This window comes from Streptomyces sp. NPDC048185 (genome assembly GCF_043202495.1).
Lineage (GTDB): Bacteria > Actinomycetota > Actinomycetes > Streptomycetales > Streptomycetaceae > Streptomyces.
This window is the reverse complement of record NZ_JBIDAN010000015.1, coordinates 79240-91901: the sequence shown is the minus strand read 5'-3', so window position 1 is coordinate 91901 and position 12662 is coordinate 79240. Positions and strand designations below refer to the sequence as shown.

At 71.4% G+C, this 12662-nt stretch carries 13 protein-coding genes and 2 pseudogenes; 10 read left to right on the top strand and 5 right to left on the bottom strand.

Going from position 1 to position 12662, the window contains the following annotated elements:
• Positions 1–66: 66 nt before the first annotated feature.
• Both ACGF3H_RS32580 and ACGF3H_RS32575 read left to right on the top strand, forming a co-directional pair.
• A complete protein-coding gene (locus ACGF3H_RS32580) occupies positions 67–963 on the top strand; it encodes a LysR family transcriptional regulator (protein ID WP_393816571.1) in 897 nt (298 codons plus the stop codon).
• Between the two features lie 246 nt (positions 964–1209).
• Positions 1210–1456, top strand: a pseudogene (locus tag ACGF3H_RS32575) (IS5/IS1182 family transposase); the annotation flags it as partial.
• Positions 1457–1494: 38 nt separating this feature from the next.
• Here the strand turns inward: ACGF3H_RS32575 and ACGF3H_RS32570 are convergent.
• A complete protein-coding gene (locus ACGF3H_RS32570; protein ID WP_362493027.1) occupies positions 1495–2145 on the bottom strand; it encodes an HAD-IA family hydrolase in 651 nt (216 codons plus the stop codon).
• Here ACGF3H_RS32570 and ACGF3H_RS32565 point away from each other — a divergent pair.
• Positions 2083–2948 (top strand): annotated as a pseudogene (locus tag ACGF3H_RS32565) (IS5 family transposase); the annotation flags it as partial. The gene ACGF3H_RS32570 and the pseudogene ACGF3H_RS32565 overlap by 63 nt on opposite strands.
• 93 nt (positions 2949–3041) lie before the next feature.
• Here ACGF3H_RS32565 and ACGF3H_RS32560 read toward each other — a convergent pair.
• Entirely contained in the window at positions 3042–3626 is a 585-nt protein-coding gene (locus ACGF3H_RS32560; RefSeq protein WP_362493024.1) for an XRE family transcriptional regulator, read from the bottom strand.
• 121 nt (positions 3627–3747) lie between these two features.
• Here ACGF3H_RS32560 and ACGF3H_RS32555 point away from each other — a divergent pair, with 121 nt between their 5' ends.
• Genes ACGF3H_RS32555 through ACGF3H_RS32545 form a run of 3 tightly spaced genes read left to right on the top strand, consistent with a single transcriptional unit; the run spans position 3748 to position 6015 of the window.
• The gene (locus tag ACGF3H_RS32555; RefSeq protein WP_362493021.1) at positions 3748–4584 is read left to right on the top strand and encodes an EamA family transporter; all 837 of its coding nucleotides are present in this window, start codon (positions 3748–3750) and stop codon (positions 4582–4584) included.
• Positions 4585–4621: 37 nt separating this feature from the next.
• The gene (locus ACGF3H_RS32550) at positions 4622–5269 is read left to right on the top strand and encodes an FMN-binding negative transcriptional regulator (RefSeq protein WP_362493018.1); all 648 of its coding nucleotides are present in this window, start codon (positions 4622–4624) and stop codon (positions 5267–5269) included.
• Between the two features lie 38 nt (positions 5270–5307).
• On the top strand, positions 5308–6015 hold the full coding sequence (locus tag ACGF3H_RS32545; RefSeq protein WP_362493015.1) for a phenylalanine--tRNA ligase beta subunit-related protein: 708 nt from the start codon (positions 5308–5310) through the stop codon (positions 6013–6015).
• Positions 6016–6055: 40 nt separating this feature from the next.
• Here the strand turns inward: ACGF3H_RS32545 and ACGF3H_RS32540 are convergent, their stop codons facing one another.
• Entirely contained in the window at positions 6056–6631 is a 576-nt protein-coding gene (locus tag ACGF3H_RS32540; RefSeq protein ID WP_393816570.1) for a hypothetical protein, read from the bottom strand.
• Between the two features lie 58 nt (positions 6632–6689).
• A complete protein-coding gene (locus ACGF3H_RS32535; RefSeq protein WP_362493009.1) occupies positions 6690–7310 on the bottom strand; it encodes a LysE family translocator in 621 nt (206 codons plus the stop codon).
• Positions 7311–7595: 285 nt separating this feature from the next.
• Between ACGF3H_RS32535 and ACGF3H_RS32530 the strand changes: the two genes are divergently transcribed.
• Entirely contained in the window at positions 7596–8807 is a 1212-nt protein-coding gene (locus ACGF3H_RS32530) for a cytochrome P450 (RefSeq protein ID WP_362493006.1), read from the top strand.
• A gap of 21 nt (positions 8808–8828) precedes the next feature.
• Here ACGF3H_RS32530 and ACGF3H_RS32525 read toward each other — a convergent pair whose 3' ends face one another.
• Positions 8829–9647 (bottom strand): SAM-dependent methyltransferase, encoded by an 819-nt coding sequence (locus ACGF3H_RS32525; RefSeq protein ID WP_362493003.1) that lies wholly within the window; start codon positions 9645–9647, stop codon positions 8829–8831.
• A 158-nt stretch (positions 9648–9805) separates the two neighbouring features.
• Here ACGF3H_RS32525 and ACGF3H_RS32520 point away from each other — a divergent pair, with 158 nt between their 5' ends.
• From ACGF3H_RS32520 to ACGF3H_RS32510, 3 genes are all read left to right on the top strand, one after another.
• Complete coding sequence (locus ACGF3H_RS32520) at positions 9806–10108, top strand: hypothetical protein (RefSeq protein ID WP_362493000.1); 303 nt, start codon at positions 9806–9808, stop codon at positions 10106–10108.
• A 99-nt stretch (positions 10109–10207) separates the two neighbouring features.
• Positions 10208–11809, top strand: coding sequence for a protein kinase (locus tag ACGF3H_RS32515; protein WP_362492997.1), 1602 nt, complete (start codon positions 10208–10210; stop codon positions 11807–11809).
• Positions 11810–11904: 95 nt separating this feature from the next.
• Positions 11905–12576 (top strand): hypothetical protein, encoded by a 672-nt coding sequence (locus ACGF3H_RS32510; protein WP_362492994.1) that lies wholly within the window; start codon positions 11905–11907, stop codon positions 12574–12576.
• The last annotated feature ends 86 nt before the right edge of the window (positions 12577–12662 follow it).

The window sequence follows — 12662 nt, the reverse complement described above, 5'->3', positions numbered from 1 at the left end:
ATCAGCTGGCGACCAACGTCCACCTGCGCAATGATCGTGAAATCAGACTTAATGATGGGGGCGGGCGTGATCGAGCGGCACGAGGTGGAAGCGTTCCTGGCGCTCGCGGAGGAGCTGCACTTCGGCCGCACCGCCGCGAAGTTGCACGTGTCGACCGCACGCGTCAGCCAGACCATCCGGAAGCTGGAGCGGAGGGTGGGCGTACCGCTGTTCCACCGCACCAGCCGTCGCGTCTCGCTCACCACGGTGGGACAGCAGCTGCGCGACGAGCTCCTCCCTGCCTGGGGCGGTTTGACGGCAGCGGTACAGCGCGCGATCGAGAGGGGGCGCGGCCTGTCCGGCGCCCTGCATGTCGCCTTCGTCAGCGCCGCCGCCGCGCAGCTCCTGGCCGGTGTGACGCAGGTCTTCCGCGAGCAGGCGCCCGACTGCGAGGTGCGCATCCAAGAAGTGCAGGCCGACCAGATGCTGCGACGGATCCGCTCGGGAGAGGCAGACCTCGGGCTGACGACCCTGCCCATCGACGACCCCGACCTGACCCGCGGTTCGGTCCTGGTACGTGAGGCCCAAGTGCTCGCGGTTCCCGTCGGCCACCCCTTCGCCCGCCGTGGAAGCGTCCTGGCCGCCGACTTGACGCGCGTCCCCCTGGTACGGCTTCCGGGGCACACGGCAATCCTGCACCGGCAGGCCGACGCACCTCCCAACACCGCAGATCCGACGGCCGGGACGTTGCAGGAGGCACTCACCCTCGTCGGCGCCGGACAGGGCGCCCTCCCCGCCGGCGCCCACGCCCGCCGCTACTACGCGCGCCCCGACATCGCCTACGTCCCCGTCAGCGACGCCCCTGCCCTGGAATGGGTCCTGGTCTGGCCGACTGACCGTCACACCGCGCGCGTCCGCGCCTTCGTGGAGGCAGCTGACAGTTTAATCCACGGCCATGGGACAACACGGCAGCCGCCGCAGTGAATGCCGGATCTACTGCGGCAGGGCGGGAAGGCGGGACGGGTGGCGATGGGACGGGCGGCCGTACCGGAGCGCGGTGTCGCCATCGTTCTCGCCGAACTGCAGCAGGCCGGCGGATACCGGCGTGGCATGGCCGCCCGCCTGGCCTGCGAACACGGAGGCGCTGAACGCAACTGGCAACGCGCCATGACCGAATCCCGCACCCAGTACGAACAGCCAGGAGCACGACGGCACGGCCGAGGGCGCTGGCTGATGCATTCCGAGATCATCATCGTCTGGGCCGACTCCGCCCATGCCGGAAAGCTCGTGAGCTACGGGAAAACAGCACCTGAGCCTCACGATCAAGACTGTGAGCCGCCCCAAGGACTCCTCAGGTTTCGTCGCGCTGCCCCGCACGTCGGCATGCGCCTACGAACGGCTCGTCCAGCACTCCGAAACGCTCATCACCTGGGCAGCGATCACACTGATGGCCCAGGGCAGAAAAGAGCCTGGCCCGCCTCTCCGTCACCCCGTCGGTCGCGCAAGCAATCTGATCTAGTCGGTTGCGGCTGCGGCCTCGATCAAGAGTCCGTGCGAAGCGAGTAGCTTGCCGACATCTCTCAGCGTTGCCACACAGAGGTCCGCCTCATGAAGGGCACTTTCTGAGTGAGTGGTCGTGAGCCCCACAACGGTGCAGCCAGCCGCCTTGCCCGCTCGGACCCCGGCAGGGGCGTCCTCGACCACCAGACACTTGGACGGATCGACGCCCAGGCGCGACGCGGCCAGAATGAAACAGTCGGGCGCGGGTTTTGCCTGTTCGACATCAGCGGCAAATACCTGCACATCGGGCAATGGCAGACCAGCTGCGACGAACCGCTGATGTACAGACTTGAGGTCACCCGAGGTCACGATCGCCCATCCCTCGCCCGGCAAGGTCGCCAAGAGTGCGGCAGCCCCCACAACCGGAGGAAAGCCATTCTCCTCCTGAGACAGAAGATGATCCAGAACGCGCCGTTCGGCGCTGGGGTCCAAGTGGGGAGCCACGTCCCTAACGGTGTCCTCCGGACGACGCCCAAACGTGAGCTGCCAGACCAGGTTGGGATCGAGGCCCCGCATCACCGACCAGGAGTTCCATACCCGGCGATGAGCGGCGGTGGAGTCCAACAGAACACCATCCACGTCGAAGAGCACAGCAGCAATCGTCATCCATGCATGCTCTCAAGACACCGGTGGCTACCGAGGAACTCCCCCGGATTGAAACAGGTACTGAGAGGTCGTTCTCATCTATGTCACCCGGATATATGCCGACTCTCGGAGTGCAAGGTCGCGATCTTGTACGTCGACCGGACCGGGGTCCAGTGGCGCTACCTCCCGCACGACTTCCCGCACTGGAACACGGTCTACGGCTACTTCGCCAAATGGGCCGATGAGGGCGTGTTCGCCCAGCTCGAACGGCATTCTCCAACAGCTCTTACGGGAGAAGGAGGGCCGGGACGGCGAGCCGTCGGCCTGCGTGATCGACGCTCAGAGCGTCAAGACCTCCACCAGCGTCCCCGCCGCCGGCCAGGGCGTCGACGCCGGGAAGAAGCTTGTCGGCCGGAAGCGGAGCATCGTCACCGACACGCTCGGACTCCTCCTCGCAGTGCTGGTCACCGCAGCGAGCGTGCAGGACTCCGTCGCCGGCACCGCGCTGCTCGACCGGGTCGCCGCCGAGCACCCCGGCATCCGCAAGGTATGGGTCGACGGTGGCTACCGGCAGCACCTCGTCGAGCACGCCGCGACCCTCGGCATCGACATGGAGCTCACCGCCCGCAAGCCCGGGACCAGGCTTCACCCCGATCCCGAAACGCTGGGCCGTCGAGCGGACCTACGGCTGGCTCATGCTCCACCGGCGCCTGGCCCGCGACTACGAAACCCTGCCCAACCGGTCCGAAGCGGTGGTCCACATCGCCATGACCGACCTCATGGCCCGCCGCCTCACTGGCGAGAACACGATCTCCTGGCGCGACCCGAAAGAAGCCAACAAACCCCTCGTCTCGGGAGAAACATCGGGCGAAAACGACCTCCAAGAGCGTCATCGGCCGCGGGCGCCGCCGCGCAGGTCAGCCGGCCGGGACGGGCCCGGGCGGGAGGTGGACGGTCATGATCAGGTGGCAGGTCTCGTCGCCCGCGCCGCGGTAGGTGTGGGGGGCGTCACCGTCGAAGGCGGCGGTCTGTCCGGCGTGCACGGAGTGCTCGACGCCGTCGACGACGAGGGTCATGCGCCCTGACGTCACACTGACCGTTTCGACGACCCCGGCCTGGTGGGGGTGGCTGGGGTACTCCTCGCCCGGCCGGAGCCGCCAGCGCCAGACCTCCACCGGGGCGGGGCCCGACGTCGTCAGCATCAGCCGGGCCTCGCTGCCCTGCTCGCCCGCCCACAGCGGCATCACGGCGTCGGCGGACACCACACGGACGCGGCCCTCGGCCGGCCCTTCCATCAGGGCGGACACCGAGACGCCGAGAGTGTCGGCCAGCCGGACCAGCGTGGCGAAATTCGGATTCCCCTGGGCCTTCTCCAGGCCGACCAGCGCCCCCTTGCTGACCTTCGCGCGCCGTCCCAGCTCGTCCAGGGACAGGCCGGCGCGGGTGCGGGCGACCCTGACGTTGTGCGCGAGGGTGCGCAGAGCTGCCTCTGTTTCGGTCATCCGATCCCTGTCCTGGTGAATGGACCACTTCAATGCACCGTCCGGTCGTTTGGTTGACAACGGCCGGTCGTTTCATTGTACGGTCTGGTCGTTCCGTTGCGATAGTAAGGGATGTACCTCCGTGATCGCTCTGCTGCTGGCCCTGGGCAGCTCCCTCGCCTACGGCTGTGCCGACTTCCTCGGCGGTCTCGGCGCCCGCAAGGCCCACGTCCTGCGCACCGTCGTCGTGGCGGCGCCCGCGTCCCTCGCGGTCGAGCTGCTGCTCTGGCCACTGCTCGGTGCCACGTTCAGCGCCGGCGCACTCGGCTGGGGCGCCGCGTCCGGCGTCGCATCGGCCGCCGCCTTCGCCCTGCTGTACCGCACGCTGGCGATCGGGCCGATGAACGTCCTCTCGCCCGTCACCGCACTCGTCTCCGCCATGCTTCCGGTCGCCGTCGGCCTGCTGCAGGGCGAGCATCTCGGCCTCGCCGGCCTGCTGGGCCTGCCTCTGGCGCTGGTCGCCGTGGTGCTGGTCAGCGCCGGACAGCGCGACGGGGCGGCCCGGCCGTCGCGCACCGCGCTGCTGTCGGCCTTCGGCGCGGGCGCCGCGATCGCGCTGCAACTGGTCTTCCTGCACCAGGCGCCGTCCGACAGCGGCGTCGCCCCGCTGGTCGTCGGCCGTGCCGTCTCCACGGCCGTCACCCTGGCCGCGGCCGGACTGATGTTCCGCAGGCTGGGGACGGAGAAGCCCGCGTACGCCGTGTCGGCCGCCGCCGGCGTGCTGGACTCGGTGGCGAACCTGCTGTTCCTGCTCGCCGCCCGCAGCGGGGACCTCGCCGTGGTCGCGGTGATCACCGCGCTCTACCCGGCCGGGACCGTCCTGCTCGCCCGCGGCGTCCTCGCGGAACGCGTCCACCGCGGCCAGCTGGTCGGCCTGGGCACCGCCGCCGTCGCCGTCAGCCTCCTCGCCCTCACCTGACCCGCTCCCCCTCACCACCCCGTGCAAGGAGTACCGCATGTTCATCCAGCCCTGGGACGCCGGCCTGGACGAAGCCGAGTGGCGGACCTGGATCGCCGACGGACACGACTTCGGCATCCTCAGCGTCAACGGTGCGTCGGGCGAGCCGCCCCTCGCCGTCCCCACGCACTTCACCGGCGGCCCCGGCCACCTCCTCATCCACCTCGCCCGGCCGAACCCGGTCTGGAAGGCGATCGAGAACGACCCGAACGTCCTGTTCACCGTCTTCGGCGACTACGCCTTCGTTCCCGGCCCCTGGCGCGCCGCGCCGGGCACCCCGCCCACCGACGGCGTCCCCACCAGCTACTACACCGCCGTCCAGTTCACCTGCCGCGCCACGGTCGTCGACGAGCCCGAGGCGAAGGCCGAACTGCTGCGACGCCAGATGGCCCACTTCCAGCCGGACGGCGACCACGCCCCGCTCGCCGTCGACCGGCCCCCGTACGGCCGGATGCTGTCCGGCATCCGCGGTCTGCGCCTGGAAGTGACCGATGTGCGGGCCAAGTTCAAGTACGACGACCACAAGCCCGTCGAGCACCGAACGGCCGTCGCCGACCACCTCACCGAACGTGCCCGGGGCCTCGACCTCCCCACCGCCGCCCAGCAGCGCCGCCGCCTGGACCGCATCGGCCCCTGGAAAGCCTGACCGACCACCCCGCACGAAGGACGGAACACCAGCCTCCCATGACCGACTTCCGCATCTCCCCCGCCGTCGCCGACGCCTTCCCCGACACGCTCGTCACGTTGGTCACCGCCGACGGCCTGCGCGGCGGCGAACCCTGGCCCGACACCCTCGCCGCCCTGGAGGCGCTGGAGCAGCGGCTCGCCGACGGCACCTGGCGGCCCGCCGACGAGACCGATCCCCGCATCGAGGCCTGGCACACCGCCTACCGGTCCTTCGGCACCAATCCCCGCCGCATCCGCCCGAGCGTCGACGCCCTCGGCCGCCGTCTGGCCAAGAAGGGCAGCCTGCCGCGGATCAACCCGGCGGTCGACTCCTACAACGCCGTCTCCGTCCGCCACGGCCTGCCCGCCGGAGCCTTCGATCTCGGTCACGTCGCGGGGGACGTCGACATCAGGCATGCGGACGGCACCGAGGAGTTCACTCCCCTCGGCGAACCCGGCACCGTCGAGCATCCCAAACCCGGCGAGATCGTCTACGCGGACGCCGCCGGCATCCTCACCCGTCACTGGAACCACCGCGACGCCCACCGCACCCGTGTCACCGAGGACTCCACTCACGTCGCCTTCGTCCTCGAAACCCTCCATGCCGGCCGGGACGGCCGTCTCGTCGAGGCGGCAGCCGAGGAACTGCGGGGGCTGCTCGTCCCGCACGCCACCGAGACCCGGATCCTCCACCTCACCCGGGATCAGCCCCAGGCCACGGTCTGAACCCCCGGTCGTGCGCAGCCGGCCGGCCCGACCGCGGAACTCAGGGGCGCAGGGCCTCGAGCTCGTCCGCGCGACGGTGGTCCTTGGGACGGCCGAGGGAACGCCGCATCAGGATCAGGTCGTCCAGGTCGGCACAGCGGATGACGAAGCCCTCCGGATCCCGGACGCCGACCGCCCGGGCGAGGCAGGGCTCGGTGTCCATGCCTCCCCAGGGCAGGGCGGGTGTGCACAGGTCGCCGCCGGCGCCGGTCACTCGGTAGTCGGCCTGGGGCCGGCTCAGGTCGGGCAGCTCCGTGCAGCCCGTCGCCACCAGAGCGTCGCGCAGGGCGCGCGCCTGTGCGGGAGTGCCGTCCCACAACAGGTCGAGGTCGCCCGTGAGTTCTTCCGAGCCGTGCATGATGCCGGCGACCTGGCCGATGACCACCGCGCGCGATCCGGCCTCGTGCAGGGCCCGCAGGAAAGGGAACGGATCGAAGCCGAGCGCGCCGTCCGTGGCGAAGGTGCCGACGACGTCGTCGGCTTCCTCCGGCCCGCGCCCCGTGGCGGCACGTTCACGGGTGGCGGTCTCGATACGGCGAACGGCCCGACGCAGTCGCAGAACAGCAGTCTCCTTCACCCGGCCCATTCAACCGCAGCGCGGCGGCCTCGCGCGGATTCCCCGGCGGCATCCGTCCTCAGGGCTGGGACGTGGCGACCTTGATGCCGAAGCCGATGAGCACGACGCCTGGGATGCGGTCCAGGGCGCGCCTCACGGCGGAGCGTTCGAAGAAGGCGCGGGCCTTGGCCAGGGCCAGCACGTAACCGCTGAGCCACACGAGCGTGAGGGTCGCGTGGAGGAGGACCAGCGTGGCCATCCCGAGGCGCGGCGGGACGCCGGACGGCGCGAGCGTGGGGAGCAGGCCCGTGTAGAAGACGGCGATCTTCGGATTGAAGACGTTGCTGACCAGTCCCGTGCGCCACGGGCTGCCGGACGGGGCCGGGGTGCCCGGGGCCGAGGGCAGCCCGCGGTCGCGCCGGCTCTGCCGCAGGGACTGGATGCCCAGCAGGACGAGGTAGGCCGCGCCGGCGAGCTTGACGACCGTGTAGGCGGTGGCGGACGCCGCCAGGACGGCGGCCAGGCCGACCACGGTGAGCACACCCCAGACGAGCAGTCCCGCCGTGATGCCGCCGACCGTGCGCAGGCCGTCCCGCCAGCCGGAGGCGATGGCTCGCTTCGTCACCACCGCCATGTCCGGGCCGGGAACCAGGGTCAGGACGGCGAGCACACCCGTGGCCGCGAGGAGCTGTACGAACATGGCCTCAGTCTCGCCCATGCCCCGTGCCGCACCGCGGAGGGGGTTGTCCCGAAACCGGTGGCGACGGGCGGTGCGATGTCCGCCGGGCCGCGGGGGCCTGGAGCCCCAGCGGGCCTGGCCTGAGATCCGGTTTGCCGGAAACCGGGATGCTCCCGCGGCGGCGGGGGTTACAGTCGGCGGGCAGTGGTCGCCCGCCGACGGGACGGCGGGGTCTTCCGGGAGTCGTGCGCCATGACCCGTCGGGTCACCGTCGTGATCCGTGAGCCGTCGTAGAGGTGGTAGCCCATGAGCATCGTCGACCTGGCCGCACTCGGTGACTCCTTCACCCGCGATCCGTACCCCGTGTACGCCCGCTTACGGGCGCAGGGCCCCGTGCATCGCGTCCGGATGCCGGAGGGGAACGCGGAGGCCTGGCTCGTCGTCGGCTACGAGGCCGGCCGCGCCGCGCTCGCGGACCCGACGCTGTCGAAGGACTGGGGCAAGGCGTCCCCCTCGCTCCCCATCGGTGCCGTCTCCTCCGGACCCCACATGCTCAGGGCCGACCCGCCCGACCACACGCGGCTGCGCAGGCTGGTCGCCCGCGAGTTCACCGCCCGCCGGGTGGAGGAGCTCGCGCCGCGCGTCCAGAAGACCACCGACGCGCTCCTGGACCGGATGCTCGCAGCCTCCGACGGACGCGCCGACCTCGTCGAGGCCCTGTCCTTCCCGCTGCCCATCTCCGTCATCTGCGAACTCCTCGGGGTCCCCGACCTCGACCGCGATTCCTTCCGCACCTGGTCGAACGACGCCCTCGGCGCGACCGACCCGCGAGCCCGCGCGGCAGCCGCGGCGTCCATGGCGCGGTACCTGGAGGACCTGCTCGCGAGCAAACGGCAGCGGCCGGGCGACGATCTCATGAGCGCGCTGATCCACGGTCCGGACGGCGACGGCGACGGCGATGGCGGCGACCGGCTGTCACCCGAGGAACTCCTCGGTATGGCCTGGCTGTTGCTGGTGGCAGGCCACGAGACCACCGTGAACCTCATCTCCAACGGCGTACTCGCCCTGCTCACCCATCCCGAGCAACTGGCCGCGCTGCGCGCCGATCTCACGCTCATCGACTCCGCCGTCGAGGAGATGCTCCGCTACGACGGTCCGGTGGAGACCCCCACGTACCGGTTCACCACCGAGCCGCTGACCATCGGTGACACGGTCGTCCCCGGGGGTGGGGAGCTCGTCCTCGTGGCCCTGGCCGACGCCGACCGCGATCCGGCGCGCTTCCCCCGGCCCGGACGCTTCGACATCACGCGCGACGCCCGTGGCCACGTGGCCTTCGGACACGGCATCCACTACTGCCTCGGGGCGCCTCTGGCCCGTATGGAGGCGCGCATCGCCGTACGGACGCTCCTGGAGCGCTGCGCGACCCTCGACCTGGACATCCACCCGGCGGCCATCGCCTGGCGCCCCGGGCTGATGATCCGTGGCCCGCGACGTCTGCCGGTGCGGTTCACCTCGTGATCACGGCGCCCCGGTACGGCGCTACGGCTTGCGGGCCAGTCCCGCGGCGATGAGACGCTCCCAGACGGTGAGCTCCCGCTCGCCGGTGCCGCTCCACCGGCCGCCGCCCGCGTCAGGTCGCCAGGCGGAAGCCGGGACTATCCCGGGCTCGAGGATCTCCAGGCCCTCCAGCAGGGACGCGATCTCCTCGTCCGTCCGCCACCGGCCACGGCCGAAGGTTCCCTGGAGCACCTTCTCGGCCTCCACGGTCTCCGGATTGTGGCCGGAACGGAAGTGGCTGACGAAGAAGTGACTGCCGGACGGCAGGAGGTCGCGCCAGTAGCGGACGATGTCGCCGGGGCCCTCCTCGTCGTTCACGTGGTGGAGGACGGCGCTGAACACGACGGCGACGGGACGGTCGAAGTCGATCAACGCCTCGGTGTCCGGATGGGTACGCACACCTTCGGGGTCACGCACATCGACCGGCACGACCCGCGTCCGGTCGTTCTCCTCCAGCAGGGCCCGCCCGTGCACCAGCACCTGGGGATCGGTGTCGACGTACACCACCCGGGACTCGGGGGCGTGCCGTTGCGCGACCTGGTGCACGTTGTCGGCGGTCGGAAGGCCGCTGCCGAGGTCGATGAACTGCCGTATCCCGGTGGTCGTCACGATCTCCCGCACCGCCCGCGTCAGGGCGGCGCGGTTGGCGAACGCGATCGCCACCGAACCAGGAAGGTCACGCTTGAACACGTCTCCGATCTCCCGGTCCACGGCGTAGTTGTCCTTGCCGCCGAGGAGGTAGTCGTAGACGCGGGCGATGCTGGGCTGGGTGTTGTCGATAGAGGAACTCTCTCCCGTCATGGCATTCATCCTCTCCCGCGACGGCGGCCGGCCACCACCACTTCCGCAACACCACGGGCCCGACCACGCGTGTACGGCGCGTGGGGCCGGGTAGGCGCCACAACCGGATCACCGAATTCCGTTTGTATTCGGCGTCGCGTGAAGCGGGAGTGAGACTCATGAACAAGCCGATGCGGCACGCCCTGACCACGGGGATCGCAGCCATGGGGGTCGGAGGTGCGGTGCTGGCCGGCGCGGGCCCGGCGACGGCGGCGACCCCGCAGCACAGCAGGCACCCCGATCGCCCTGCCGCGGCGACGGCCCGGCACCATCATGCGCAGAGGCCGGCCTCTCACCGTCGCGTCGACCCGTGGGTCATGGACCAGCTGCGGCTGTTCGATCCCGCGGCCGCCCAGCGGATCGCGGTGTACGACCCCTGGGTGAAGGACCAGCTGGCGCAGTTCGCCGGGCAGACCGACTGAGCCTCCACCCGGGCGGGCGGACCGGCCCCGCTCCGTACGTCTAGGCTTCTGTCGGGGTCGGATCTTCGGCCGGTCGGGGATCAGGGGGACGGCAGTTCGATGAGCAGCGGCAGCACCGAGGTGTTCCAGCCTCTCGAGGCGGGCGACCCTCCGGTCGTGGCCGGCTACCGGCTCGTGGCCCGGCTCGGCGCGGGGGGCATGGGCCGGGTGTACCTGTCGCACACCCACGGCGGCCGCCCGGTGGCGATCAAGGTGGTGCGGCCGGAGCTGGCCGACGATCCTGCCTTCCGACGGCGGTTCCGCAGGGAGGTGGAGGCCGCCCGGCGGGTCAAGGGCGCCTACACCGCGGAACTCGTCGACGCCGACACCGACGACGTACCTCCCTGGCTCGCCACGCTGTACGTGCCCGGGCCGTCTCTCACGGCGGCCGTCGCCCGGCGTGGCCCGCTGCCGGTGTCCGCCGTGCTGTGGCTGATGGCCGGCGTGGCCGAGGCGCTCCAGGCGATCCACAGCGCGGGGGTCGTGCACCGCGACCTCAAGCCGTCCAACGTTCTGCTGGCCGCGGACGGGCCACGGGTGATCGACTTCGGCATCTCGGTCGCCGCCGGCCTCTCCTCGCACACCGCCACCGGCTCCACGGTCGGCACGCCACACTTCATGGCCCCCGAGCAGGCGACCGCCGGCGACGTCTCCCCGGCCACCGACGTCTTCGCACTGGCCCAGACGGCGGCCTTCGCGGCTCTGGGCGAACCGCTGTACGGGGACGGCATGGCGCCGGTCGTGCTGTACCGGATCGTGCACGAGGAACCCGACCTGTCCCGGCTCCCGGAGCCGCTGCGTCCGCTGCTCGCCCGGTGCCTGGCGTCCGATCCGCGGGAGCGGCCCACACCGGCGGAGGTCGTCCAGTGGTGCCGGGGGCTGCTGGGCACGGACGCCACCGCGGGCGCGGGGCCGGCCGTCTGGAGCGACGTCACCGGTCCCGAGGCGACCGTTCCGGGCCCCGCGCGCACTCCTGTGGCTCCGTCGACCGCGGCCGCGACGCTGTCCCTGAGGCCCACCCGGCGCCGGGTGCCCGGGCGACGGACCGTGCTGGTCACAGGCGCGATCGTGACCGCGGGCGCTCTGGCGTGGACGGGCCTGACGTGGTGGGGCGGCGATCGGTCCGGCGCCGGCGAGCGGGTCGCGGGCACGCCCGCCCCGACGGCCGCGCCGACGAGGTCCGCACGGTCCGCGGCATCGCCGTCACGCTCCACGCCGGCCGCCGGTGAATCCCCGCGGACCTCGCAGGGTGCCCCGAGCGCCTCTCCGGCTGTGGGAGCCGTTGCGCTCTCCCCTGTGTGGCTGTACCGGACGAACTCCCTGAGCCTCAGCGACCCGATGCTGCGCACCGACCGCGGGGGCGACATCCGTCTCGTCTGCGAGGACGACACCGACTGTGCGCTGCGCAGCGATACCAGTCGTTTCGTGCAGCTGTTCAACGGGAAGGCCGCCTCCGCCGACGTCTGCCGTCACCTCCTGACCGGCGCCACCGGCTCCGCCTACCGCACGTGGTCGCTCGCGGCGGCCGACGCCGGCACCCGGATCTGCGTCGGCAACGACGCGGGCGACGTCGCGGCCCTCGCCATCCAGGTCAAGCAGACAGCCCTGCCGGAGGAGGCCTTCCTGCAACTGGGCATGACGGTCTGGGGGAAGGCGGCCTGAGGCGTGGGTTGCTCCCGTCCGGGCAGCAGCCGTGTTCGAGGTCGCGTCCCGGTCCGCGATCGCCGGCGAGACGCCGCAGGTCTTAACCTGACCCCATGCCCTCCCCCGTGCACGCGCTGGCCCACCGCCCCCTGACCCCGGCCGCCGTGGCAGAGTTCCTTGCCCTGCCGCAACAACCGGCCGCTGCGGACGACTTCGACGCGTTCGACACCGTTCTGCGTGCTCGGGGCTGGAGTTGGGAACACGACTGCGTGACGGACTCCTACCGGACGGGCTTCGGGCACGTGTTGTGCACCGAGGGCGACTCCCCGTTCGGGGATCCGACGGCACGAAGCTTCCTGGCGTTCGGGGAGCTGTACCCCGTCGACCCGGACGACGAGCACCTCACCAACATGCCCTGGCTGGGCGACCTCGTGGACGACTGGGGCCGGGCTCCGGGCTGGACCGTCCGACGCCCGTCCACCGTGGAAGCGTGCACAGAGGTTCTCGACCGGGCCGCGGACGCCGTCACCGCCCATCTCGGAACCGCTCCGGAACGGGTGGTCACCAGCGACGCAGCCGTGGTGACGGGGCCGCCGATGCCTCACCGGATATGGCGCACCGCGACGCAGGCCGTGATCGTGGGCCCGCACGCGGACAACGGCCCGTACGGCTACCTGACCCATCTGCAGCTCGCTGCTTCTCCCCTCGGCCTGGCCCCCGAGTTGCCGCCCGCGGGCGACACGGCGGGACTGGACCGCTGGATCGAGGCACACGTCGACTGGTGACACGCGGTGGCGGCCCGGAGGGCACGTGCTGAAGCGCTCCGGCATTCCGCGCGGTCGGTCGCGGCCCGATGTGAAGCTTGACCCTC